The organism is Microbacterium sp. S308A+, assembly GCF_049800815.1.
Taxonomy (GTDB): Bacteria; Actinomycetota; Actinomycetes; order Actinomycetales; family Microbacteriaceae; genus Microbacterium.
In genome coordinates this window covers 1-25,660 of sequence record NZ_JBNAFT010000002.1, presented here as the reverse complement: position 1 = coordinate 25,660, position 25,660 = coordinate 1, and the positions used below count along the sequence as shown (strand labels likewise).

The 25,660-nt window shown below is 66.5% G+C and carries 18 protein-coding genes and 1 CRISPR repeat array; of the genes, 13 read left to right on the top strand and 5 right to left on the bottom strand.

Annotated features, from left to right (window positions below; all coding sequences use genetic code 11):
• Window positions 1-177 precede the first annotated feature (177 nt).
• Window positions 178-447: a nucleoside hydrolase gene (locus ACP15J_RS05865; protein WP_424936083.1), complete on the top strand. Its 270-nt coding sequence runs from the start codon at window positions 178-180 to the stop codon at window positions 445-447.
• Here the strand turns inward: ACP15J_RS05865 and ACP15J_RS05860 are convergent.
• Entirely contained in the window at window positions 410-2,491 is a 2,082-nt protein-coding gene (locus ACP15J_RS05860) for an acyl-CoA dehydrogenase (protein ID WP_424936082.1), read from the bottom strand. The two genes, ACP15J_RS05865 and ACP15J_RS05860, sit on opposite strands and share 38 nt — an antisense overlap.
• A gap of 238 nt (window positions 2,492-2,729) precedes the next feature.
• Window positions 2,730-3,596, bottom strand: a complete 867-nt coding sequence (locus ACP15J_RS05855; protein ID WP_424936081.1) for a helix-turn-helix domain-containing protein — start codon at window positions 3,594-3,596, stop codon at window positions 2,730-2,732.
• A 666-nt stretch (window positions 3,597-4,262) separates the two neighbouring features.
• Here ACP15J_RS05855 and ACP15J_RS05850 point away from each other — a divergent pair.
• The 3 genes from ACP15J_RS05850 to ACP15J_RS05840 all read left to right on the top strand — a co-directional run bounded on the left by ACP15J_RS05850 (window position 4,263) and on the right by ACP15J_RS05840 (window position 6,854).
• Window positions 4,263-4,448: a hypothetical protein gene (locus ACP15J_RS05850; RefSeq protein WP_197220612.1), complete on the top strand. Its 186-nt coding sequence runs from the start codon at window positions 4,263-4,265 to the stop codon at window positions 4,446-4,448.
• 129 nt (window positions 4,449-4,577) lie between these two features.
• Window positions 4,578-5,867, top strand: a complete 1,290-nt coding sequence (locus ACP15J_RS05845) for a hypothetical protein (protein ID WP_424936080.1) — start codon at window positions 4,578-4,580, stop codon at window positions 5,865-5,867.
• Between the two features lie 405 nt (window positions 5,868-6,272).
• Window positions 6,273-6,854 carry a hypothetical protein gene (locus ACP15J_RS05840; RefSeq protein WP_424980894.1) on the top strand — a complete coding sequence of 194 codons (582 nt, stop codon included), beginning with the start codon at window positions 6,273-6,275 and terminating at the stop codon, window positions 6,852-6,854.
• A gap of 156 nt (window positions 6,855-7,010) precedes the next feature.
• Here the strand turns inward: ACP15J_RS05840 and ACP15J_RS05835 are convergent, their stop codons facing one another.
• Window positions 7,011-8,090 (bottom strand): type I restriction endonuclease, encoded by a 1,080-nt coding sequence (locus ACP15J_RS05835; protein WP_424936078.1) that lies wholly within the window; start codon window positions 8,088-8,090, stop codon window positions 7,011-7,013.
• A gap of 674 nt (window positions 8,091-8,764) precedes the next feature.
• Complete coding sequence (locus ACP15J_RS05830) at window positions 8,765-9,160, bottom strand: hypothetical protein (RefSeq protein ID WP_197220608.1); 396 nt, start codon at window positions 9,158-9,160, stop codon at window positions 8,765-8,767.
• Window positions 9,161-9,490: 330 nt separating this feature from the next.
• Here ACP15J_RS05830 and ACP15J_RS05825 point away from each other — a divergent pair, with 330 nt between their 5' ends.
• Window positions 9,491-10,159 carry a GntR family transcriptional regulator gene (locus ACP15J_RS05825; RefSeq protein ID WP_197220384.1) on the top strand — a complete coding sequence of 223 codons (669 nt, stop codon included), beginning with the start codon at window positions 9,491-9,493 and terminating at the stop codon, window positions 10,157-10,159.
• A 137-nt stretch (window positions 10,160-10,296) separates the two neighbouring features.
• Here ACP15J_RS05825 and ACP15J_RS05820 read toward each other — a convergent pair whose 3' ends face one another.
• The gene (locus ACP15J_RS05820) at window positions 10,297-11,940 is read right to left on the bottom strand and encodes a hypothetical protein (protein WP_424936077.1); all 1,644 of its coding nucleotides are present in this window, start codon (window positions 11,938-11,940) and stop codon (window positions 10,297-10,299) included.
• Between the two features lie 760 nt (window positions 11,941-12,700).
• Here ACP15J_RS05820 and cas3 point away from each other — a divergent pair.
• Genes cas3 through cas2e form a run of 8 tightly spaced genes read left to right on the top strand, consistent with a single transcriptional unit; the run spans window position 12,701 to window position 21,672 of the window.
• Window positions 12,701-15,544 carry a CRISPR-associated helicase Cas3' gene (gene cas3, locus ACP15J_RS05815; RefSeq protein ID WP_424936076.1) on the top strand — a complete coding sequence of 948 codons (2,844 nt, stop codon included), beginning with the start codon at window positions 12,701-12,703 and terminating at the stop codon, window positions 15,542-15,544.
• Entirely contained in the window at window positions 15,541-17,163 is a 1,623-nt protein-coding gene (gene casA / locus ACP15J_RS05810; protein WP_424936075.1) for a type I-E CRISPR-associated protein Cse1/CasA, read from the top strand. Before cas3 ends, casA begins: the two co-directional genes overlap by 4 nt.
• A 26-nt stretch (window positions 17,164-17,189) precedes the next feature.
• Window positions 17,190-17,825: a type I-E CRISPR-associated protein Cse2/CasB gene (casB, locus tag ACP15J_RS05805; protein ID WP_424936074.1), complete on the top strand. Its 636-nt coding sequence runs from the start codon at window positions 17,190-17,192 to the stop codon at window positions 17,823-17,825.
• Window positions 17,826-17,843: 18 nt separating this feature from the next.
• Complete coding sequence (gene cas7e, locus ACP15J_RS05800) at window positions 17,844-18,983, top strand: type I-E CRISPR-associated protein Cas7/Cse4/CasC (RefSeq protein WP_424936073.1); 1,140 nt, start codon at window positions 17,844-17,846, stop codon at window positions 18,981-18,983.
• A complete protein-coding gene (cas5e, locus tag ACP15J_RS05795) occupies window positions 18,980-19,726 on the top strand; it encodes a type I-E CRISPR-associated protein Cas5/CasD (RefSeq protein WP_424936072.1) in 747 nt (248 codons plus the stop codon). The genes cas7e and cas5e overlap by 4 nt, the downstream gene beginning before the upstream one ends.
• Window positions 19,726-20,367, top strand: a complete 642-nt coding sequence (gene cas6e / locus ACP15J_RS05790) for a type I-E CRISPR-associated protein Cas6/Cse3/CasE (protein ID WP_424936071.1) — start codon at window positions 19,726-19,728, stop codon at window positions 20,365-20,367. The genes cas5e and cas6e overlap by 1 nt, the downstream gene beginning before the upstream one ends.
• Window positions 20,368-20,371: 4 nt before the next feature.
• Window positions 20,372-21,316 carry a type I-E CRISPR-associated endonuclease Cas1e gene (cas1e, locus tag ACP15J_RS05785; RefSeq protein WP_424936070.1) on the top strand — a complete coding sequence of 315 codons (945 nt, stop codon included), beginning with the start codon at window positions 20,372-20,374 and terminating at the stop codon, window positions 21,314-21,316.
• On the top strand, window positions 21,316-21,672 hold the full coding sequence (gene cas2e / locus ACP15J_RS05780) for a type I-E CRISPR-associated endoribonuclease Cas2e (protein ID WP_424936069.1): 357 nt from the start codon (window positions 21,316-21,318) through the stop codon (window positions 21,670-21,672). Before cas1e ends, cas2e begins: the two co-directional genes overlap by 1 nt.
• 162 nt (window positions 21,673-21,834) lie before the next feature.
• Window positions 21,835-25,034: direct repeats of the CRISPR family, unit length 29 nt; unit sequence GTGTTCCCCGCCTACGCGGGGATGAGCCC.
• Window positions 25,035-25,660: the final 626 nt, after the last annotated feature.

Sequence of the window (25,660 nt, the reverse complement as noted above, 5' to 3'; positions counted from 1 at the left end):
TCGAGTCGGGACGTACGAGCGCCCCGGCGGATCGGGGCGGGATGAGCCGCGGCCCGGGCCGGCGGTGCTCCCCCACGCCTCATTCAAGCACGAGCGCCGCCCCGCCCGTCCGCGAGGGGGCGGCGAATCCGGCATCATCGAACGGGGCATCCGACCGCCCGGACCAGGAGCACCTCTATGACCGACGTCCCCTGCCGACCGATGTACCTCGACTGCGACACGGGGATCGACGACGCGCTCGCTCTGGCGTACCTGCTCGCCTCGCCCCAGATCGCGTTGCTCGGCGTAGGAACGGTCAGCGGCAACACCGACGCCTCGACGGCCGCACGCAACACCCAGGGCCTCCTCACCCTCGCCGGTCGCGCGGAAACCGGGCCCGGTGACAGGCCGACCCACCGGGCGGACGACCTCACGGCCGAGGTCCGCGCTTGCCGGACTTCTTCTTGAGCGTCTTCTCGAGGACGGGGGCATCGCCCGAGGCCGCCTGCGCGGCATAGTAGGCGCGCGCCTCGTCCTGCCGCTGCTGCTCGGCACCGGAGGCGATCGGCGCACGGACGTGCTCGGGCTCGTAGCCGAACGCGTTCACCAGATCGAGCGCATGGGGACGCAGTCTCCGGCAGAGCCGGTCGATGTAGCTCGACACCGCGGCCGCACGCTGCGTGGAGAGCCGGCCGTTGATGAGATGCCAGGCCAGGTGCTTCTCGATGAGCTGCAGACCGAAGAGATCACGGAGCCAGGTGAGCACCTGCTTGGTGCCGGAGTCCTCGACGCGGTTCACCGCATCGGTGAACGCCTCCCACTGCAGCAGCTCGCCGTGTGCGCGCGCCGCCTCGATGAGCTCGGCCTGGTTCTCGTTGAAGAGACGCTCGCCGAGCGCCTTGTCCTTCCCGCCCGCCCGGAGGCGGCCGGCGATATCCGCCACCATCTGCTGCACCCGGTCGGCGAGGAGCTCGTGCTGCTGGTCCGCACGCAGGCCGTTCTCGACGGACCGTGCGGTGGAGCCGAGATCGGCGACCGCCTGGCCGAAGGCCCGCAGCCCCGCGCCGTGGAACACCTTGCCCGCGGTCTGTCCGACCGCATAGGCCGCGAGGGCGCGCGCGTCCTTGCCCTTGAACTGCGTGGCGTAGTCGGTGAGCAGGCGCTTGCCCACGAGCTGGAGCAGGATGTTGTTGTCGCCCTCGAAGGTGACGTAGATGTCGAGGTCGGCGCGCAGGCCCACGAACCGGTTCTCGAACATGAAGCCGGCGCCGCCGCACGCCTCGCGGCACTCCTGGAGGGTGTCGAGAGCATGCCAGGTCGACAGGGGCTTCAGCGCGGCCGCAAGCGTCTCCAGATCCTCGCGGTCCTCTGCGGTATCGGTGCGACCGGAGAAGACCCCGTCGAACTTCTGCAGGAACTCGTCGTGCGCGAAGAGCTGCGCGTAGGTGGTCGCCAGCCGTGGCAGCAGGCGCCGCTGGTGCTTCCCGTAGTCCAGGAGAACCGTCTCCTGGCCGTCGGCGCCGTCGAACTGACGGCGCTGGGTCGCGTAGGTCGTGGCGATGTAGAGGCCGAGCGCGGACGCCCAGGACGACGCCCCGTCCAGCGACACCCTGCCCTGGACGAGCGTTCCCAGCATCGTGAAGAACCGGCGGCCAGGGCTGTCGATCGCGCTCGAGTATGTGCCGTCCGCGGCCACGTCACCGTAGCGGTTGAGCAGATTGGTGCGAGGGACACGGATGTGGTCGAAGCTCAGCCGTCCGTTGTCGATGCCGTTGAGGCCGCCCTTGAGGCCGTCGTCCTCGCGGCCGATCCCGGGAAGGTCCTGACCGTCCTCGCCGCGGAGCGGGACGTAGAAGCAGTGCACGCCGTGGTTCACGCCCTGGGTGATGAGCTGCGCGAAGACGGTGGCGGCGGAGGCGTGCAGCGCCGCGTTGCCCAGGTACTCCTTCGTCGCCGCGCGGAACGGCGTGTTGATCACGAACTCCTCGGTCTCGGGGTCATAGGTCGCGGTGGTGCCGATCGCCGCGACGTCAGAGCCATGGCCGATCTCGGTCATCGCGAAGGCGCCGGGGACCGAGAGGTCCATGATCCCGGGGAGCCAGCGGTCGTGGTGCTCGACCGTGCCGAGCTGCAGCACCGCCGAGCCGAAGAGCCCCCACTGCACGCCGGACTTGATCTGGAGGCTCGGGTCGGCGGCGACAAGCTCCTCGAAGCCGGCGATGTTGGCGCCGTTGTTCTCCTCGCCGCCCAGACGCTTCGGGAAGGCGCGGTGCACCGCGCGGTTCTCGACCAGAAGGTGCATCTGGCTGAGGACCCGCTCCCGGTGCTCGTCCTTGCCCAGCGAGTCGTCGCGCCAGAAGGCGGGATCCTTGATCATCTCGCGGGCCTGGCGCCGGGTCTCGGCCCAGGTGCCCATCAGCAGGTCGCCGACCAGGGGCACGTCGACCCGAGGAGCGGCGGAGTCCTCCGCGGCGGAAGCGGACGCGTTCACACGGACAGCGGCGTCAACCATGAGCAACCTCTCGAACGGGGATGGAGTTCGTCATCATCGTAGGTCTGCCACAACACCGAATGAAGACGACTGTGGACTTCACCCAAATCGGCGGGGCCCAGCCCTCCGCCCGGCTTGTCGCCTCCCCACAGGAGAGCCGAGCGGGGCAGGCAGGCGCGACCTAGACCGGGCCAGCTTCGACGAACATCCGAACCGCCGACGCCGTCCTCCGGCGTGAAGACGTCGCCGCCCTCTTCGGTTACGCCGCCGTCTCCGGGACTCCAGGCGACCAGCTGTTGCTTGACGCCTTCTTCGAGGGAAGGCCGCCGTGCGGCCGCGGTGATCTCGGCTGCCGCATGCCCAACGACTCGATGGCGTCATGGGTGGGCACATGACGTGGGGAGAACTCGTTGATGGCGCGGCGCATGTTCCGGGCGCTGGAGAAGCCTGTCAGGCGAGCTATCGCCTCGATGTCGTCGACCTGCGTGCTCGACTCGAGCATGGATATCGCGTTCATCGCCCGAATGTTCCGCAGATAACGGATGGGGGTCGTCTCAGAACTCTGGAAGACGCGTATCAGGTGCGGGGTCGAGACGTTGAGGGCTTCGGCGATGGAGTCGAGTGTGAGCGTCGGATCGCCTGCGTTCGAAGCGATGAAGGCCGTCGCGCGTTGGAAGAGCGCTCGCCCCGCGACGGAACGGCCATGGTAAGTAGGCAGGCCGGCCTCCTCGACGAGAATCGCCGTGGTCATCGCCTCCAGCGCTCGTTGGATCTGCATGAAGCTCGAACGCGAAGGGGATATCTCCGAGTCCAGCACAGACATCACGAGGGCGACGAAAGGATCACGCAGGCTTCGGCTGGCCACGAAGGGCTTTCCTTCGATCCGGGCGATGTCGAGGAACCCGGACAGACGCGCCCCATCGACCTCGATCTGGATGACGGCGGCCGATCGACCCGACCACACGATGTCACGGCTTCCCGTCCACACCCACGCCGCCCCCACTTGCAAGGGAACGATACCGTCCTCCGTCTCCGCGCTGAGGTCGCCGTCCAGAAGGAGTGTCAACGACACGACTTCCTCGCCGTCGGCGAGGCGCCAGTCGGCGGTGAATCCGGAAGACCACATCCGTCGCAACACAAAGGTCCCACAGGAGACCTCGTTGGCGAAAAGGTGCAGAGGACGCAAATGCGAACGCACTCTATAGCCACGCTGAGTCAGCCAAGCTTTGGCGTAGTCGTCAATGAGGTGGACGTCTTTTTCGGCGGACGATTGAACCACGGGCCTCTCCTCCCAAGGATCCTCGCAGGGCCCTGGTCTGAGCAGAAGCCAACGCGCTCAGAGAGGACTTACCCCGCCGAAGCCTCCGAGAACCCGACCGGTCAACTTTCCGCCCTACGCCTCCCCCTGCCTCGGAATGTTTTAGCTTCGCACACAGTCACATTCTGGTTAACGCGTTCGCAAAAAATGATCGTCTCCCGACCATAAATCATCGCATTCGTCATCTGCTGACGGGCGACGACGGTGAGGTGACGCACACTGATAAAGCACCCGGCGGGCATGCAGCCACAGACGCCGGGCGCTTCGAGGGGCATGCAGTCGACAGGCAGAGCTCGCGTACGGAACGGGTCGGGATGGGGATCTCGCAGGGTTATCACGTCGCGAAACCGTCGAGTCGCTGCATTAGTGAGGGGAGAGAAGAAATGGATGCATCCTATGCGTCCGGTGATGCTTCGAATGCACGCCGGGCACTCAGGACGCGAAGCCAGGCGACGAGCCTTGCCTAGGGGCTCCATGACGCTCATCGAGGAAGGCTTCGATCAGCCGGATGCACAGGGGTCAACCTTGGACTCCGAACTGTACGTCGTTGTGTCCCAGTGCCCCGGGTGGGATATTCCGATATTCGACCATGACGAGGGAGACGTCCTGCCCGAGGGGGAGGGGCGAGAGAGCACCCTGACGATCTCGATTGACATCTGATCCTCTGGCCGAAGCAGATTGCCTGCCGAGGACGCAAGACGTTCAGTCTTTCGTGAACGAATCAAGAAAACCATTTAATGCCCTTTCCGAGGGCGTGATTTTTGAAAGAGATAGATAATGCCCGAGAGCATGGATACACCCAACGGAATCCCTCGCCGGACCCTCGTGAAGGGCGTGGCGTGGAGCATTCCCGTCATCGCCACGGTATCGGCTGTCCCCCTCGCTTCCGCAAGCCCGGTCGCCAACCGGATCCTGACGTTCACGTCTTCCATGTACACCCCGAACTCCGACTGTGAGATCACGGGTGTCACCCTGCGCCTCACGCAGGACGGAGCGCCTCTTGCAGGGCAACCCGTCACGTTGACCCTCCCGGGCGATTGGACGGTCAACGGCAGCGGCTCATACAGCGGAGTCACCGACGCGGACGGAAACGTCGTCGTGCCTGCCATCAAGATCAACACGACGCGAGGAGAGAGCCTGACGCTCGTCGGGCGATCGGCCGGCGCCCCCGACGCGTCTGTACTCGCCAGCGCACCGTCGACCCCCGTTGCGGGCGAGTACAGCTTCCACAACGATCGATCTGCGATCTACGGCCCGGTCCCTGCCGGGTCGAAGGCCCTGGGGGGCGGCTTCTATCAGGACACCGCCGGGAACATCTACTCGGGGATTATGGACGGGGCGATGATCGTGGCCGAAGCCGACCAGGGCGCGGTCGGCTTCGTCGGAACAGGTTTCCATTACTGGGTCGAGTATTTCAAGGGCGGAGTCGCTTATGAGGTCCGTTCAGGGGGAGGGACCCCGACGTCGTTCCCCTCGGTCCCCAGCGACGCGAAGCCGGTCAGCTGCGGCTACTTCCTTCAGGAGTCCACGGGCAACCTGTACGCCTGGGACATCGCGACCCCCATCGCGACGGGCGTCAAGACTGCTCACGGCTATGCGCAGTCGGGGACCTATTATGTCGACTACGTCGACGCGCAAGGCGCCAAGATGTACCGGCACAGCGACGCGGTGACCGACTTCTACCCGGGAATCCCGCAGAACGTCAAGGCGCTCGGCAACGGCTTCTACCTGACTCCGGACGGCACGCTGTACTCGTGGGAGGGCGGCGGCACGCTGATCGCGACGAACGTCACCAGTGCCTCCTCGTTCGAGAGCGCCTACGACCATGGCTACCTCGTCGACTTCGTCTCGAACGGCTCGGCGTTCTACTATCGCAGCAGCCAAGGGGTCACGCCGTACTCGCCCCTGCTCCCGACGGACATCGAGGCGATCGGAGGAGGCTTCTTCCTCACGGGAGACAAGCGCCTCCTCACCGGGAAGGACGGGAAGGTTTTGGCCAGCTCGATCACCAGCGCCGGGGGATACGCCGGAGACCACGACTACTGGGTCAACTACGTCGTGACGCCTGCCTGCCCGTGAGCCTCGCGGGCTCTAGGCGGGACGCATGACGATCCGCTCCCGCTCAACGGTCCCCGCTGGACCGTTGAGCGGGAGCGGCGTCATGTGACGGCGACGCCGCTCCGGAGCTCACGGCCGCGCATACGCTCTTTTCTCCTCGACCGACGATATCGGTGGCGGTGCTTTCGCCAAGCGAAAGAGAGCACACAGATCGGGGACGCGCGTTTTCGGATGGGTGGTTAGGTTCTATTCGCGTGATGCTATGAGACCGGTTGTATCACGCGATTCATCGACCCCTCCGAAAGGCCGCACGCATTACGCGAGTTTTCCTGAAAGAAAACCGGGAACACCAGACACGAGACACTAATCCGTTTGCTAGTGTCTATCTCGCATTCACAAGATGCGTAAATATATTGAGGAGTATTCATGTCGATCATCAAGAAAGCAACGGTCGCCGCTCTCGCAGCCACCGTCGCACTCACCACCGCCGCCGCCGCTCAGGCAGAGGCTCCCACGGGCGGCACCCTTGCCGTCACCTTCACCGCATCGGACGTCATCCTGGGCGACCAGGCCCTGAAGGCCGAGACCCAGCACACCAAGATCGGCGAGATCGGCTTCGACGTCGTCCGCAAGGACCGTGAGCTGACCTTCACCTCGGACGACAAGACCATCAAGATCGTGGTCTCCCCGTCCTCATCCTCCTCCTCCAGCACCGGCTCGAACAGCATCAGCACCAGCACCCGCGGCACCGCGGACACCACCATCGTTGAGCTCACCCTCAACGCGCCGATGCAGCCGATGCAGCCGATGCAGCCGATGCAGCCGATGCAGCCGATGCAGCCGATGCAGCCGATGCAGCCGATGCAGCCGATGCAGCCGATGCAGCCGATGATCCAGGATGCCCCCCAGGCACCCGCCACCACCACTCCTGAGAAAAACAGCATGAACGACAGCTGGAACAACTTCTTCCAGAACGACAACGGCTTCTTCTCCAAGAGCCTCTTCTAACAGAAGAAACCCCTCACAAGGAGGCCCTCACCACAAAGCTACCCTTGTGCAGGAACGTTCGGAAGAACAAACCGCCCGCACGGCTCCCCCATGCCGTGCGGGCTTCTTCCATTCACCCACACCATCCAAGCATGGCACTCCGCAAGATCGGTTCCCCTACTGATAGCGCTGCACCGCTTCACGAATGGCTTCGACATGGCCGTAGATCTCATCCAGATCCTCGATTGCATGCCGGGTCTCCACCTTGTTTTCGTCGAGGATTCCCAGGTACTTCTGCCGACCGTTGAAATGCAGGCGCGCGACCGGCTTACGATTATTGTCGTCGAGCAGTACCGCGAAGTAGCTCTTCGCGTCCCTGTGCGTTACACGATAAGGCTTGACGACGCCACACGCGATCGCTTTGATGATCTGATAGCCCTCAAGCTCTTCCAACGTCGTGACGATCTCGGTGTCTCGGTCGAGATCCTCGGCGGCCACCTCCGCACTCGACGCCGGCGGGGCATTCGTTACGCTCATGCCGCTCGCACCGAGAGCGGTCTTGAGTCGATCATTGACCCGTTCGGTGAGGAACTGCTGCGCCGCCTTGCCAACGAGCACGGTGAACTGCTGACGGACCTTTTGCGTGAAGGCGCCGTCATAGACCCGCGAGGTGAAGAACTTGATCCACTCGTCCGTCGGCTCCCGGAACTGTGCAGCGATCTCCCGCTTGAGCGCGCCGATGTACTTCAGCTCCTCGGCAGCGTTGATGATCGACTCGAGGTCAAAACTTCCCTTGCTGAGCTTCTGGATCTCCGGGATGAGCGTCTCATCAATGTCCAGAAGGTCAAGCACGAGGAAGGGTTTCCCATCCATCCGATTAGGTGCGTCCAGGTCGGTGTAGAAGTGCCAGACCGCGCCGTTCGTCAGCACGGCGATACGGGCGTTCGTGACCGCGAAGTACCGGAACAGCTGGGAGGCATGCTCGATCTTGAGCGAGCCCATCGAGGGTTTGCACTCGATGAGGATCTGCACCTCCCCGTCTCGCATGATCGCGTAGTCGATCTTCTCTCCCCGTTTGGTTCCGACATCGGCGGTGAACTCGGGAACAACCTCCAGAGGGTCGAAGACGTCGTAGCCCAGGATCGTCGAGATGAAGGGCATGACGAAGGCGTTCTTCGTTGCCTCCTCGGTTCCGATCGCTGCGACTTGATTTTTCACCTTGGTGGCGAGGGACTCAAGGCGCTCTGCAAACTCCATCACTGACCTCTCGGATCGACACTGACCATCATGAACTGCCCAGAGCGTATCGGAAACGTCACGGCCACAGGCTCGAACCGTCGTATGGGTCACGCCCCAACTCACGGGCTCGCGGAGACAGCATCCCACCCTCCCTCATTCCAGCCTCACACCACCCGGGCAGACCCCCCATCCGTCGCCCCTCGCCTCCGGAGCAGGCGTGACACGTTAGGCGGCAAGAACACAGATCCACGCACGAGCGAGACGACTTCTTCAACGCCGCGCCGACGTTCCCGCCAAGGACACAGATAAGGGTGAACACATAGTGCTGCGCTCGGGACGACGCGCGATGCCATCGGCACTCACTAAGGTCGTCCTGAGGAGCCGCAGGCCTCGGCCTCGCCAACCGAGGGGCGTGCGGCCAGCTCGTCGCCCCGAGTCGTTCCTCCGTGATGCGACAACGACATCCGCCCTGGCATCAGAAGTGCGGTTAGCGACGTGGTTCAGGCGCGAGGAGCGCGATCGTGGAGACCTGGCACGATAGCGGTCCAGCCACCGCTTCACAGCGCCTGGGCCTCTCATCGCGGCGGAGATAAGCGCTTGTTTCCCACCCGGCACGAGCGCGATGGACGGTGAGTAACGTGCCGTGCACGGTGAGACGGGCGTTACCTCATGACCGGGTGCATATAGTCCTATCAGGCCCTACGGAAATAGGCATTCGACACAGGAACCCACATCAACACGACAGCGACGACACCGAACACCACCGCAGTGATACCGATGCCGCTGGTACCGGTGAACAGGGAGCCGAGCGAGAGGATCTCGAGGATCGTCAGCACGATGCGCGCCCAGTTCCGACCGGCCTTCATCTTCCACAGGATAAGCAGCTGGATCGCGGCGAACACCAGGGCGATGATGCCGGTGGCGATGAAAACGGCTCCGCCGGCCGTCGTGCCCTCGACAGTCGCGGACGAACCGCTAGCGGCGAGAGCGGCTCCGCTGATGACCATGATGATGCCAGCGACGACGTCCAGGACGAGACCGATCAGGAAGATCCAGAAGGAGATCTTGACGGTGGTGGGAGTGGGCATGATGTCTCCTCGAGACCGAAGAAAGAACCTGCTCGCGGATGCGAGTACCCGAACAATCGCATACACGGGGCCCTCTGTGAAGCGCCACGCCGGAGCGCCGCCGGCGGCCTGGCCGATGGCGGGGGAAGCGGTGGAGGGGGACCGGCGGCGAGGGCCCTCCACAGTCCCGTGTTTGCGCGTCCCGGCCGATCGGCAGAGGCTATTCGCGTAGCGACGTGGGATACAATCATGAGGCTCATCGCGTCCGTATCCCAGAGCGGACATGCCGTGCGCCTCGATGTCTCGACCAGTACGGTCAATCGACCGAGATGCCGTTGAAAGGACCGTCGGATGCCTGTGCCGAAGGATGTTGATCGAGAGCCGGCCAAGCGGACGCTCCTGAGAGACACGGTCCTCCAGCGGATCCGCGAGGCGATCATGGACGGAACCCTGCAGCCGGGCGAGCGTCTCCACGATGATCAGATCGCCGCCTGGCTCGGGGTCTCTCGCACTCCGATCCGTGACGCCCTCAATGAGCTGAGCCGAATGGGTCTCGTCGAGATGGCTCCGAACCGCTACACCCGGGTCACGCTCCCGGTGGAGGAGGAAGCGCTTGCAGCGCTGCAGACGCTGGGAGTGATCCTCGGTGGCGTGGTGCGACTCGCTGTTCCTCGTCTGTCTGACGGCGTGAAGAAGGACGTGCTCAAGCAGTTCACGGTCGTCGTGAACTGTCTCCGTGCGGATGACGGCCCTGGCACCAACGCTGAGGCGAGCGCGCTCTGGCGCATGCTCGCCAAGGAGTGCGGGAATCCGCTGGTCGTCGCCCTGTTCGAGCAGACCATCGACGGCTTGGCTTTCAAGCTCCGGTTCGCCACCATCGACAAACTGTTCGACTTCGCTGCCTTCGCTGACCTTTTCGAGGAGCTTGCCGAGTGCATCCGCGAGGGCGACGCGATCGGAGCCGAGTTGGCCGTGGAACGAGCGCATCTGCTTCCGTCGACGGCGGAGGAGATCGGGTAGGGCCGGAGCTCTCGGGTACGCGCTCCTGAGCTCGAAGGATCGCCGACGCTCCGCGACACCATCCCAAAACTTCAACATGATCACGAGGGCGGGGCAGGTCGCACCTGCTCCCGCCCTCGTCGAACCTTGGATCGGTTCTAGTCGGCGGTGACGACGGCGTAGCTATCCCAGAAGGTCGCGGCGATGGATATCGCCTTCTTACCGCCGGGAATCGGGACCTGCGTCATCGTCGTGACCCGGGTGCCGTTCGCCGTCCCATTGCCGAGGCCTCCGGTGTCGTTCAGACCGGAAAAGTACACCGACCCGTCATCGAACAGCCAGAGCCCGCCGTCGTGACCGAACTGGATGTCGACGATCGCCTTCCCCGCGGGAACGCCGACGACCGGGATCCACTCGTTCATGCGGTTCGTGGCGGTGGTGCCGATGCTGGCGCTGCCGCTGAGGTTCGCGCCGGCAGCGTAGAGCATGCCGTCGACGGTCTCGGCGACGTAGAAGCCGCCGTCGGAGCCGTTCGTCCAGAGATTGCGGACGTCTTTCCCCTCCGGCTGGGTCAGCCTCGAAGCGAAGTTCTTCTTCGCGTCGAGGGCGAAACCGGGCATGCGTCCCCAGCTGTTCGTGCCAGAGCCCCAGATCTTGCCTTCTGCGTCCAAGTACATCTGGGTCCGCTGGGTGATCGCGATCTGACGGATCCCCGTGAGGGGGCTGCCGTCTTCGCGGACGGTCTGGGCTGCGTAGGTGTCCTTGCCGTCGGCGACGGCGGAACCGGTGCCGAACGCGGAGTAGTTGTTGCGCCCGGCGTTCCAGACCGTTCCGTCGTCGAGCAGGTACGCGGAGCGGAACCAGCCGCTGATCGCCGGCTGCCTGATCGTGCGGCCCGGGTTCTTCGCGAGGATCTCCACGCCGATCGGGGCATAGGCGGTGTACCCGAACGTCCGGTCGGAGGTGCCGCCGCTCGATCCGTCCTTACGGGAGAAGCCGCCGCCAGCGTTCTCCCCTGCACCCCAGAAGGAGCCGTCGGCCGTCGAGACGAAGAAGGTCTCGTCAAGGGTGCATCCCTTGCCCGTGTATGCGGCGACGACGTTCGCGAGAACGCCGGTGGGCGTTCCCACGCCGGTGGCGTCCGTGGTGCCGGCGGGGCCGACCGCCTGTGGCGTCCTGTTCCCGTCGTTCACCCCCGCCTTGCCTCCGTACCAACCCATGGCAAGCGGGCCGCTGCCGTTGTTGCCTGCGGTATAGATGTGCCCGTCGGCAGCGATTCCCGCGAGGGCCGACCAGGAGCCCACCACCGCGGCGTATTTGCGTCCGTCTGTCCTGGCGATCGGCGTCGTCTGCACTCCGCCGACCTTGTCGGCACCGATCTGTCCCTCGGCGTTGTAGCCCCAGCTGTACAGCGTCCCCACGGTCGCATCGATGGTGACAACGACCGGGTTGGACGTCGCGGTACGGCCGTCCACCGTCGTCGCCGTGGCGACGACGGTGACCGATCCGGCTTTCCCCATGCCGATGCCGGTCAGGTCATGGTGCCCCTCCGAGTCCGTCGATCCGGTGACGGGAGTGGCTCCGCCGGGCTGGGTCTCGCCTCCGACGACGATGGTCCCTCCGTCTGCGCTGGAGAACGAGTATGTGACGGTGGCGGTGGCGACGTTCCCCGTCGCGTCGGAGACGTGAGCGCGGATCGACTGCGCAAGGGCGGATCGATCGAAGGCGTCCAGATTGCTGAGCGTGACGGTCAGGGGGCCTGACGCCGTCGCCATGGGGACGGCCACGGCGGCGGCGATCACGGGGGCGCTCCACGCCGCCCCTTTCACGATCGTCCGCCGAGGGATCCCCTTCGACCTCTGACCCTGTCGGGTCTCTGAGGCGGACGGGGACAAACGGGTATCGCTCATTGCTGCATGCCTAACGTCGGGTCGAGCAGGTGCTCAGACGAGGGAGGAGAGGTTCGAGAACACCGATCGAGCTCGGGTCTAGATTTCAGATGTAGAATATCACCGTTCTAGATGTAATGTTTCACTTGCCCACCACGGCCTCGCCCACTCCTCCGGGACCGACTCGTCGGCCACACCGTGGCCGCGCGGGAAGCGGCCGGCTTGAGGTCGCTCCGCTACATCCAGGGCAACCGCTGAGATCGAGGCGGGTGAGCTCGCCCGCAGCCGGCGACATCGACACCCGCGCACGAAAGCAGCGCAGATCCGCCGCGTGGAACGGCGCCGCGGCGACGACGACCGGCATCCCAAAGGCGGCGTCCCCTCGAGAGATCCGTCCGGCGGCGGACTCGCCGCGTCGGCCGTGAGCAGCCTCTCGCACGCCGGAATGGCGACGTCCATGCAAGGAGCGAGATGACCTCCTCAAACATCACACCGAAACCCCACCCAAGAGCACGCGTAAGGGAGAACACATAGTTCTGCACATCGGTCAAGACGCGATGTCACCGGAGCCCGATATGGTCGTCCTGAAGGACCACAGTTCGTGGCCTCGCTATCCAACGGGGGGAAAGTGACAGATCCCGCTGCGCGCTCCCCGCTTCAAGGGTTAAGCGAGATGGCGCGCGTCGCGTGGGCAAAATCCGACCCGGATCCGGTCACGCAGGAGATCCGGGGATGGTTGCCTGTATATCAGCACCTCGCTGACACGGCGGCCGTCGCTGGATTTCTTTGGGACGGATGGCTTCCACCTTCTGTGAAGAGCCTCATCGCTGAAAGCGTGGGCGCTGCGGGCGATGCCCGCGATCTCGCCGTCTGGCTCGCCGGCACGCATGACCTAGGCAAGGTTTCGCCAGCTTTCGCTGTGCAGGTCCCTGTGCTCGCGTCCGTCATGCAAGCTCAAGGACTGATCGCCTCACCTTTCATAGAAGGCACGGAAGAGCGACGAATCGCTCGCCACGAGATCGTCAGCCACCTGACCGTTTCTGCGTGGCTCCAGGAGCGGTACGAGTACGACCAGTCTCTCGCGACGAAGATGGGCAGCGTGCTCGCTGCCCATCACGGTCGCCCGCCCGGACCAGTCGCCGTGCACAAGACAGCAGGGGATCCACGGCTCCACGGCGACGGACCGTGGGCTCGCACCCGACTCGAGCTTTTGGAGGCGATGACGGCGGAGCTCGCGGTCGATCCGTCTCGATGGCGCGGCGCGACCCTCACCCAGCCCGCCCTCGCCCTTCTCAGCGCATTCGTCATCGTCGCTGACTGGATCGCGAGCAGCAGCTATTTCCCCCTGGTTCCGCCCGGCACACAGCCCACCGAGTCCGCGGTGGATCGAGCGGAACGTGCCTGGCGCGAAATCGGCCTTCCCGCTCCGTGGAGTGCCCGCGCCCCGGCCGACGACCGTGCTCTTTTCCATACGCGGTTCGGCATCGACGGCGAACCGCGGCCGGTCCAGAGCGAGATGATGCGCTTGGCTCGCGAGGTCGAGGCGCCCACTCTGATGATCCTCGAAGCCGATACCGGCATCGGCAAGACCGAGGCCGCGCTCGCGGCGGCGGAGATCCTCTGCGCGCGTTTCGGGCGATCGGGGATCTTCTTCGGGCTCCCCACCCAGGCCACAGCGGACGGGATGTTCGCTCGCCTTCTTTCCTGGGCTGAGCGGCTGGAACTGGAAGAACCGCTCACGGTTTTCCTCGCCCACGGCAAAGCCCGTCTCAACGAGCAGAACGCTGTTCTGCGTCGGATCGCTTTCGGTGGCCTCGCCGTGGACGATCCCGAGGACCATCTCGTGACCGCACACGCCTGGCTTGCCGACGCCAAACGGGGGCCGCTCTCCTCGCTGGTCGTCGGCACGATCGACCAGGCCCTGTTCGGCGCGTTGCGGAGCCGGCACGTCGCCCTTCGTCATCTGGCGCTCGCAGGAAAGGTAGTGGTCCTCGACGAGGTTCACGCCTACGACGCCTTTATGAACCAGTACCTGGAGCGCATCCTGCATTGGCTCGGCGCCTATGGCGTTCCCGTCATCATGCTCTCTGCCACTCTGCCCGCCGAACGACGGAAGAGCTTCGTCCGCGCCTACGAGAGCGGACGTCCCCGCCCGCTCGTGCGACGCAGCCGGAGCGAACGCCGGGCGTCAGCGTCAGCGTCGGGTGAACCGTCTCCGCCTGCGGCCGATGCCCTTGACGGCGACATCGGATATCCGTCGATCGTGGTCGCTCGTCCCCACACGAGTCCGCTGATCGTCCGCCCGCCCCAGAGCGGTCGCGAACGGACGATCCGGCTCGACCACATCGACGACGATCCCTCCTCCCTGCGTACCCTGCTCTCCGAGGCGCTTTCCGACGGGGGGTGCGCCGTCGTGATCCGGAACACCGTCCGTCGCGTGCAAGAGACCGCCGCCGACCTCCGAGAACTCTTCAGAGCGGACTCAGACGTGGATGTGGTGACCGTCGCGCACTCCCGATTCCTCGGGCTCGACCGCGCCGGACGCGACCGCCACCTGCTCGACCTCTTCGGCCCAGACGGCCGGCGGCCGGCGAAGCACGTCGTCGTCGCCTCGCAGGTGGTCGAGCAGTCCTTGGACATCGACTTCGACCTCATGGTCAGCGACATCGCCCCCGTGGATCTTCTGCTGCAACGCGCAGGACGACTGCATCGACATCGACGCGCCGACCGTCCCCCACGGCTCCAGGAGCCGCGGCTGGTCCTCACCGGAGCGGCTTGGCAGGAGGATCCGCCGGAGATGTACCGCGACAACACGAGGGTCTACGACCGTTCCGTCCTGCTGCGGACCCTCGCCGTCCTCCATGAACGCACGACGCTTGACCTGCCCGCCGACATCCCTGTGCTCGTGCAGGAGGTCTATGAGGAACCCGCCGCTCCCCTCCGCTGGCCTTTGCCGGAGGACGAGGCGCGACTCCGTGCCGAGGAGCGCAGAGCAACCGCCGAGTCCAAGGCTCAGACATATCGCCTCGACCAAGTGGACATCACCGCCAACGCAACCCTCCTGGACTGGATCAAATACGACGCCGGCGACCCGGACCGCAACAGCGCCGCCCGAGGCGCCGTGCGCGACGCTGAAGAGACCCTGGAGGTCCTCGTCCTCCAGGAGGACGAGGACAAGACGTTGCGCACGCCGTCATGGCTGAGCAGAAACAAGGGCATCGCCGTGCCCACCGAGGCCCTCCCCTCACCGTGGCTCAGCGACGTCATCCTCGGCTGTTCGTTGCGCCTGCCCCTCGCGCTCTGCCGCGGGCCGCACATCGATCAGCACATCCGCACCCTGGAGCACCGCTACCCTGCCCCGGCGTGGCACGGCAGTCACGCCCTGCGGGGCGAGCTCATCCTCGTCCTGGACGCGAACGGTCGGGCACACCTGGACCCGTTCGACCTTCATTACAGCCCGAAAGACGGCCTGACCTTCACTCGATCCTCCCCGTCCGAAAGCGAGCTTCCGCTATGACCTCGTTCGACCTTCTGGAGCAGCCATGGATCCCCGTCCGGTACCTCGACGGTCGGGCCACGGAGGTCTCGATCCGCTCCGCTTTCCGCGACGCGGCGCAGATCCGCGAGATCGACGGAGAGCTCCCTACCCAGACGTTCGCCCTGACTCGTCTTCTGCTGGCGATCCTCTACCGGGCGTCGTACGACGAGGAGAACGACGTCTGGCACGATGACTGGGCGACATGGTGGCGAGACGGCCTGCCCATCGCCGACATCGACGACTACCTCGACGAGTTCTCCGACCGCTTCGACCTCTTCCACCCGGAGCGTCCGTTCTTCCAGGTCTCCGATCTGCGCACGCCCTCGGGGGACGTCAAAGACACCGCACCCCTCATCTTCGACCTGCCGAGCAACAATCGCCTCTTCACCACTCGAGCCGGCGAGGAGTCGATGCGGCTCCCCTTCGCCGAGGCCGCACGCTGGCTGGTCAACGCGCAGGCCTTCGACGCCTCCGGCATCAAGTCCGGGGCCGTCGGCGACGATCGGGTGAAGGGAGGCAGAGGGTATCCGATCGGGCTCGCCTGGTCCGGACTCCTCGGCGGTGTGCTCGCCGAGGGTGGGAACTTGCATGAGACGCTGCTTCTGAACTTCGTGCGTCCAGGCGCGGGAATCGACGCACAAGGACGACGGGACCTGCCGCCCTGGGAAGACAGCGAGCCCGACACGGCCGCCGTCCGGCACGCACTCGCCCCTGCCGGCCCGGTGCGCCTGTTCACCTGGCAGTCACGGCGCATCCGCCTCGCCGCAGAAGGCGACCGGGTGGTCGGATGCGTGCTCGCCAACGGCGACGCGCTCACTCCGCAGAACCGACAGAACTTCGAGCCGATGAGCAGCTGGCGCTACAGCGAGCCGCAGACGAAGAAGGCCGGCGTCCCGACGTATATGCCGCGCGAGCATCTTCCGGGGCGCGCCTTCTGGCGGGGGATCGGGGATCTCCTCGCCGAGAAGAAGGACGGACGCACCCTCCCGCCCGCGATCCTCGGCTCTGCCATGATCCGGATCGACGAGATCGGCGCCAAACGGCGGATCCGGCTACGGGCGGTCGGCGTGGTCTACGGCAGCAACAACTCGGTTGTCGACGAGATCATCGACGACCGGCTCACGGTCGCCTTGTCGCTCCTTCGCCGAGACCGTCCCGCGCTGGCCTCCATCGCCGAGAGCGCCGTGACCGTCGCCGATCTAGGGGTACGTGCTCTGCGCAACCTCGCTGAGAACCTTGCCCGAGCGGCCGGCGGCGAGGGCGCCGGTGCTCGCGATCGCGCCGACGCGACGGCGTACGCGCAGCTCGACGGCCTGTACCGGGAATGGCTGGCGACCCTCGACGACGACACCGACCCGGAGGCGGCCATCGCCACCTGGCGAGAGGACGCCCACCGGTTGTTGCGCCGTCTGGGGGCCGATCTGGTTCGCGACGCGAGCCCCGCCGCCTGGACCGGACGGGAGGTCCAGGGCCGACTGCTCAACACCCCCAGGGCCGAGGGCATGTTCCTCGCTGCGCTGAATAAGACCTTCGCCATCCCGAACGCCTCGGGAGACGAGAAACATGAGCCTCAGCAGACGAAAGCGAGCATCGCGTGATCGGATATCAAGAGCGTGCGGAACGGATGGCCGAGTTCGTCGACCAGCAGGTCAGCACGTTGCAGGCGCAGTACCAGGCGAACGTCGCCTCGGCCGTCTCGGCGTTGGCCCGCCTCCGTCAAGGAGTCGGGCGCGCGCCGGGCGGGGACCTCGAGCTGCTCGGCATCGCGTTTCAGCCCCTTCGCTCGGGCGCGTCCGACGGTGGGTCACTCTACGATCTGCTTGAGCTCCGCGGTGATGAGGTCAGCCCGGAAGAGAAGGCCGCCTATGCAGCCATCACGCTGTTCGCCCTGCATCAGCAGTCCCGACGCGACATGTCGATGCATCGGCGTGGATACTCGTTCGGCCAGGCCGCTCGCCTGCTGGGCCATCACAACGGCGCGTCGGACGCGGTGCGACGCCGCTTCACCGCGCTCGGGACCGCGACCACGTGGGAAGAGAGCGTCCATCACGCCCGCACCCTGATCCAGCAGTTCCGGCAACATCGGGTACAGCTGGACTACGGCGGCTTCGCCCGCGATCTGCTCGACCTGCACAGCCCGCGCGCCGACCGCGTCCGCGCACGGTGGGGGCGTGACTACTTCCGTATCGGAGACGCCGGCGGCGAGAAGCCGGAAAGCCACGACGGCGGCGCTGCCTCCGCCCCGACCACTGAAGACTGACCTTCGAAGGAGAAACCTGTGTCCCGCACCATCATCGACATCAACATCCTGCAGACCGTTCCCCCGTCGAACCTCAACCGAGACGACACCGGGAGCCCGAAGACGGCCGTATACGGCGGCGTTCGCCGGCATCGCGTGTCCAGCCAGGCGTGGAAGCGCGCCACCCGCAAGGACTTCGAGAGCCGACTCGACAAGAGCGAGCTGGGCACGCGTACCAAGAGGATCGTGGAGCTCCTCGCCGCGCGCATCACCGCGAAGGACGAATCGGTCTCGGCCGAGCGCGCGGAGGAGCTCGCGAAGCTCGCCTTCACCTCCGCCGGCTTCAAGCTCTCCGCGCCGCGTCGCGCGACCAAGGAGAATCCGCTGCCTGATGAGTCGGGCTACCTCCTGTTCCTCAGCGCTCGCCAGATCGACCGGCTCGCCGATGCCTCGCTCGCCGCGAACGCCAGCGACGACCCTGTCGCGGCGCTGAAAGCGGCAGGGCTGAAGAAGTCGCTCGACACCGAGCATTCCGTCGACCTCGCTCTGTTCGGCCGGATGGTCGCCGATGCCTCCGACCTGAACGTCGACGCGGCCGCGCAGGTCGCCCATGCGATCAGCGTGCACGCGGCCGAGACCGAGTTCGATTACTTCACCGCCGTCGACGACCACAAGGACGCCGACGAGGAGGAGGACGCCGGGGCCGGCATGATCGGGACGGTCGAGTTCACCTCATCGACGCTCTATCGCTATGCGACGGTGGACGCGAACCGACTGCAGGACAACCTCGGCGACGCGGGGGCCACACGACGTGCCGTCGAGGCGTTCGTGCAGTCGTTCAGCAGAAGCCTGCCCAGCGGCAAGCAGAACACTTTCGCCAACCGGACCTTGCCGGACGCGATCGTGATCAGCGTCCGCGACTCTCAGCCGGTGAACCTGGTCGGCGCGTTCGAGGAAGCGGTCAAGGCGGAGCCCCGCCTGGCCACGGCAAGTGCTCGGCTGGCGGAGCACGCCGCGGAGGTGGACGAGGCGTACGGCACCGCGCCGGTCAAGACGTGGGTCGTACGTGCCACACCAGGCGCGGCCGCTCTCGACGGACTCGGGGAGCGCGTCTCTCTCGACGAGGCCGTCGCGCGCCTGGGCGAGGTCGTCGCAGAGCGCCTCCAGGCCCAGCCGTGACGACCCTCCTCATCGAGCTCGCCGGCCCCCAGCAATCCTGGGGATCGAGCAGCCGATTCGCCACCCGTTCCACCGAGCTCGCGCCGACACGGAGCGGGATCATCGGAATGCTCGCTGCCGCCCTGGGGATGGAACGCACGGCGCCGTTGGATCGGTTCCGCGACCTTCGGATCGGCGTGCGCATCGACCAGCCGGGGACTCTGGAGCGGGATTTCCAGACCACCCGCTCCTTCGACGGGTCCCAGCCGTTCCCGCTATCACACCGTTACTACCTGGCCGATGCGGTGTTCCTCGCCGGGGTCGAGGGGCCGCGCGATGAGCTGGTGGTGTTTCGTGACGCGCTCGCGCATCCGTACTTCCCGCTCTTCCTGGGGCGGCGGGCGTTTCCGCCGAGCGGCCCGCTCCCGACCGAGCTGATCGACGCCTCCGTCGCAGACGCCCTGCGGGAGGCTCCCTGGCGCGCCCGACCGCACCATCGGCGATCGCGCCCCGAGACGAAGGTCACGGTGTCGATGGTCCTCGACCGCGCGGAGGGCGAGCCTCCCGGAGAGACCCGCCAAGACGTACCGGAAAGCTTCGACCCTCGCCGACGCCGGTACAGCGCCCGCGACATCACCGTCCGACATGTGACGCTCGACCATCCCGACCCGCGACCGCACCACGGTTCGCCGGTGCGGGAGGAACGTCTGGAATCGCCTACCGACCACGATCCCTTCGCCCTTCTCTCGGACGAGGAGCTTTGATGTACCTCACTCGCTTCAGGTTCAATCCCGTCCGCCGCGATGCGCGTCGTCTGCTTGAGTCCCCCCATGCCCTGCATGCGGCCGTCCTCGCCGGGTTCCCTGATCCCTCGCCGACCGAGGCCGGCCGGGTCCTCTGGCGCCTGGACAACCTGCGCGGACAGAAGGCGCTGCACATCGTCTCTCCACAGCGTCCCGACCTCACCCATCTCGCGGAGCAGGCCGGATGGCCGAGCCTGGAGGAGGCATGGGAAGTACGTCCCTACGGCGACGTACTGGACCGGATAGAGAGCGGCCAACGGTATCGGTTCCGACTCACCGCCAACCCGACCCGCAGCGAGCGGAACACCGATGGCGGCCGAGGAAGGCCCTACGGCCACGTGACCGTGGCACAGCAGGAGAAGTGGCTGCGCGACCGGGCTGGACGGTCCGGCTTCCGCATAGGCGAAGACGATCTCATCGTGCTCGACAGACGAACCCTGTCGTTCTCCCGACGTGAAACGACCGTCACCCTGCGGGTCGCAGCATACGAGGGCGTCCTTGAGGTCACGGACCGGGAGGCGCTCGTCCATGCGCTGAGCTTCGGGATCGGCCGCGCGAAAGGCTACGGCTGTGGACTCATGACCCTCGCTCCGCTCCGGTGACCCGATGCCCTCAGGAGCAAAGCCGCCCTCGTTGCCAGAGCTCGTCCGCGCGCAGGACCGGTTGACGTTCATCTACCTGGAGCGCTGCGCGATCCACCGAGATGCCAACGCGATCACCGCGACAGACGAACGCGGGACGATCCACATCCCGGCTGCGACGCTGGGGGCGCTGTTGCTGGGACCAGGGACGACGGTCACCCAACAGGCGATGGTGCTGATGGCGGAGAGCGGGTCGACAGTGGTGTGGGTCGGCGAGGAAGGCGTCCGCTACTACGCCCACGGTCGATCGCTGGCCCATAGCTCGCGCCTTCTCGAAGCACAGGCAGCTCTCATGACCAACCAGTCATCTCGGCTGCGCGTCGCCCGGGAGATGTATGCGATGCGGTTCCCGGGTGAGGACACGAGCGGGCTCACGATGCAACAGCTCCGTGGGCGTGAAGGAGCCCGCGTCAGAAAGGCATACCGTGAGCACTCCACCGCACACGGCGTACCTTGGACACGACGCACTTATGACGTCGAGGCGTTCGAAGACGGAGACCCGGTCAACCAAGCGCTCTCCGCGGCGAACACGAGCCTCTACGGTGTCGTGCACTCAGTCATTGTCGCTCTCGGATGCTCACCAGGTCTCGGGTTCGTGCACACCGGACATGCCCGCTCCTTCGTCTATGACATCGCCGATCTCTATAAAGTCGACCTGACCGTTCCGCTGGCGTTCGAGCTTGCCGCCGAACAGCCGTTCGACATCGCCGGCGAAGCCCGCCGAAGACTTCGAGACCGCTTTCATGGGGGCGCATTCCTCGACCGCTGCGTTGGCGACATCCGTCGGCTTCTCCTCCCCGACGAAGCCGACAGTCAGTCGGAGCTCGCTCTCGATGAGAACGTCGTCCGTCTCTGGGACGGGTCGCGACGAACCGTAGCCGGCGGTATGAACCATGACGGACCGTTCTAGTGGTCGTCCTAGTTCTCACCGCCTGCCCTCCAGGACTGCGAGGATTTCTCACTCGCTGGCTTCTGGAGATCTCCGCAGGCGTCTTCGTCGGCAAGGTCAGCAAACGTGTGCGTGAGCTCCTCTGGGCACGGACAAAGAAGATGGTGCGCACCGGGCGGGCCATCATGGTCTTCCCTGCGAGGAACGAGCAGGGTCTTTCATTTCTCGTGCACGGCCACCACTGGGAGCCGGTGGATATCGACGGCATAACGCTGATGCTGCGACCGTCTGAGTCCCGATTGGCGCGACCGGGGCCGGATACCCCCTCGCGCGCAACCGGCTGGAGCAAGGCGGCACGCCGCAGGAAGAACACCTGAGGCAGTTCCCGCCGGCACCTCCAGCAACGGGTTCTCAGACAGCAGACAACGCCAGGCACATCAGCCTGGTCGTGGAGAATACCTATGCGCGGCCGAGAGCGTGCGCCGATGAAACTGATACAGACCCCATCCCTCCCGCCTCTAAACTCCTGATCAAGAAGTGTGTTCCCCGCCTACGCGGGGATGAGCCGGCGCCGCGGTGACCTTCACCTGGCTGGAGGACGTGTTCCCCGCCTACGCGGGGATGAGCCCGGGGTCAGCACCGCCACCGGGTCCCTTAGGGAGTGTTCCCCGCCTACGCGGGGATGAGCCCGAGCCCGGGGTTCCCGGGGTGACCCCTGTCGGGTGTTCCCCGCCTACGCGGGGATGAGCCCAGGTTGTCGTCTCGCTCGCCTGCACCGGTAACGTGTTCCCCGCCTACGCGGGGATGAGCCCGCGCCGCACTCGACGAGCGCGCGGATCGCCTCGTGTTCCCCGCCTACGCGGGGATGAGCCCCCGAGGTGCGCCGCCACCGCTGCCACAAGTGCGTGTTCCCCGCCTACGCGGGGATGAGCCGCGCGAGTCCACGCCCATGAAGAAGCGACCTGTGTGTTCCCCGCCTACGCGGGGATGAGCCGCCCACAAGGGTGCTGGCGGTGTTCGTGCTTGTGTTCCCCGCCTACGCGGGGATGAGCCCCGCATGCCGGAAGCCGTCGCGAAGTCGACCGCGTGTTCCCCGCCTACGCGGGGATGAGCCCTCGACCGTGTCGGACTCGGTCTGGCGGACCGAGTGTTCCCCGCCTACGCGGGGATGAGCCCGCCTCGCCCCCGGCTCCGTCGAGGGCGACGGCGTGTTCCCCGCCTACGCGGGGATGAGCCCCCGCCCCTCCTCCCCCGTGCTCCTCGTCCACGGTGTTCCCCGCCTACGCGGGGATGAGCCCTGGGCGACGATCCCGATCAGGTCGAGCGTGGAGTGTTCCCCGCCTACGCGGGGATGAGCCCCTCTCGATCCCGTGGGCGCGGACCCTCGTCACCGTGTTCCCCGCCTACGCGGGGATGAGCCCGCCGACCCGACCTCATAGGAGACCCGCGCCGAGTGTTCCCCGCCTACGCGGGGATGAGCCTCCAACTGACGGCGACCCGGGCTCGGGTGACGTGTTCCCCGCCTACGCGGGGATGAGCCCCGGGACGCACCGCCCGCATCGCCATAGGTCGCGTGTTCCCCGCCTACGCGGGGATGAGCCCCGCAGCCGTTTGAACATCTCCTGACCATCGAGGTGTTCCCCGCCTACGCGGGGATGAGCCCTCCGACCACAGCCCCGACCGGGTGCCGTCCCTGTGTTCCCCGCCTACGCGGGGATGAGCCCAACGCCTCCGCTGCGGGCATCTCCATGCAGGAGTGTTCCCCGCCTACGCGGGGATGAGCCCGAGACCGTGAACCCGGATCCCGACCCCGAGCCGTGTTCCCCGCCTACGCGGGGATGAGCCCGCGAAGGACATCTGGTCGACGCGGCGTCCCTTGTGTTCCCCGCCTACGCGGGGATGAGCCCGGGGTGTCGGCGGGGATGGCGCCTCCGGAGCGGTGTTCCCCGCCTACGCGGGGATGAGCCCAGGCCCGAGACGATGGGGCTGAGTACCTGAGCGTGTTCCCCGCCTACGCGGGGATGAGCCCCCTTCGTTGACGTTCTTCCGGATGGTGCGGGGGTGTTCCCCGCCTACGCGGGGATGAGCCCCAGTTCGCGGCGTAGTCGCGGGTGTCCAGCGCGTGTTCCCCGCCTACGCGGGGATGAGCCCGCATCGAGATGCCCGACCGTCCGTTCCAGCCAGTGTTCCCCGCCTACGCGGGGATGAGCCCGCTCCGATTCGCCCCAGACGGGACCGGTACGGTGTTCCCCGCCTACGCGGGGATGAGCCGGCCGGAGCCGACGCCCTCGCCACCTACGCCACGTGTTCCCCGCCTACGCGGGGATGAGCCCGCGGGCGAGGTGTACTGGTTGCCGGAGTCCATGTGTTCCCCGCCTACGCGGGGATGAGCCCGGACCGGGGTCGACCCCGCCACTATCGGCCGTGTGTTCCCCGCCTACGCGGGGATGAGCCCTCCCGCTACCTGGCCTCCCCGGACGGCATCCAGTGTTCCCCGCCTACGCGGGGATGAGCCCCCCGCGGTCTTCTTCGTCGCGTAGACGAATCCGTGTTCCCCGCCTACGCGGGGATGAGCCCCCATGACGACATGCTCGCGATCACCGCGACCGGTGTTCCCCGCCTACGCGGGGATGAGCCGCACCCGCCCCGCTCCGCCTCGACCCCGTCGACGTGTTCCCCGCCTACGCGGGGATGAGCCGGACCGCCCCGGCACCGTTGCGCGCACCCTGCGGTGTTCCCCGCCTACGCGGGGATGAGCCCCGTCCGCGTACGCGCAGCTTCCGATCGCCTGGGTGTTCCCCGCCTACGCGGGGATGAGCCCGCGACGCCGAGGAGGAAGAACAGCAGCGGGTGGTGTTCCCCGCCTACGCGGGGATGAGCCCTCTTCGCCCATGACCCTGAGCGCCGCCGCGGTGTGTTCCCCGCCTACGCGGGGATGAGCCCTGTCCCAGTACGCCTTCGGGACGGACGCCGCGGTGTTCCCCGCCTACGCGGGGATGAGCCCAGACCGACATGCGGGTGGTCGTCATCCCGTACGTGTTCCCCGCCTACGCGGGGATGAGCCCCCGCGGCGCGTGCATCCTCCACAGTCCCGGAGGTGTTCCCCGCCTACGCGGGGATGAGCCCGAGGACGAGATGGTCAAGAAGACCGCCGTCCGGTGTTCCCCGCCTACGCGGGGATGAGCCCGTCGACGCCCCACGTCCCCTCCGGCGCGAAACGTGTTCCCCGCCTACGCGGGGATGAGCCCGGAAGCGTCGCCAGGAGTCTCGGACCATCGCTGCCGAGTGTTCCCCGCCTACGCGGGGATGAGCCCAGCGGGCTCATCCCGGCAGGGGCAAGCATCCCGTGTTCCCCGCCTACGCGGGGATGAGCCTGGCAGGCATGGGGAGCCGTCACCAAGACCACGGTGTTCCCCGCCTACGCGGGGATGAGCCGCCGAGCACGAGCGGGCCGAGCACGAGCGGGCCGTGTTCCCCGCCTACGCGGGGATGAGCCGACCAGGACACCGCCACGACGGATCTCGCGCCGGTGTTCCCCGCCTACGCGGGGATGAGCCGTTGGCGTCCGCGTCCGCCGCGGACCGGCCTGCGTGTTCCCCGCCTACGCGGGGACGAGCCCGTCAAGCGAGCGCTACCGGGCCCCCTCGCCGTGTTCCCCGCCTACGCGGAGATGAGCCCAGCGAAGCCCGCCAGATCGCATGATTCTGGCGGTGTTCCCCGCCTACGCGGGGATGAGCCCGGTGCCGTGCGTCCTCCGCTGACTCCGCATCGGTTTCCCCGCCTACGCTGGGGATGAGCCCTGCCACCCGTGGACATAGCGGTCTGGTGAGTTGTGTTCCCCGCCTACGCGGGGATGAGCCGTGGTCCGGGGTGATGGTCCTGTCCTCGGTGCGATGTTCCCTGCGTATGCGGGGATGGCCCGTTCAAGGCGATCGTGGACAGCTCCGGGCGTACAGAAACTCCCCGCCAACGCGGGGATAAGCCCACCCACCCCGGGGAGGAGACTCCGATGCCGAGTGGAGGGGTCGCGGGCGTCGAGGACGGGAGCAGAAGAGGAACAGAACCGATCCCCGCGAACGCGGGGAACACGTCGAAGGAGTGATCGTCTCCAACGCCGGGATCATCCCGCACAGACACCCACGACTCCGCTAGGGATCGTAACAGGCAACGGCGTAGGAGACGATCACACCTTGGTCCGATATCCCGGCTGATCAGGCATTCCCCGGTAGACTGGACCTCACCCGTCGCCCCTCGCCTCCAGGAGCATGCGTGACCACGCCTCGCACACCCGCAGAACACGTTCCCGACTCGGTCGCCAATGCGATCGCGACTCCGGAGAAGGAGCAGCCCTACGCGGCGCTGGGC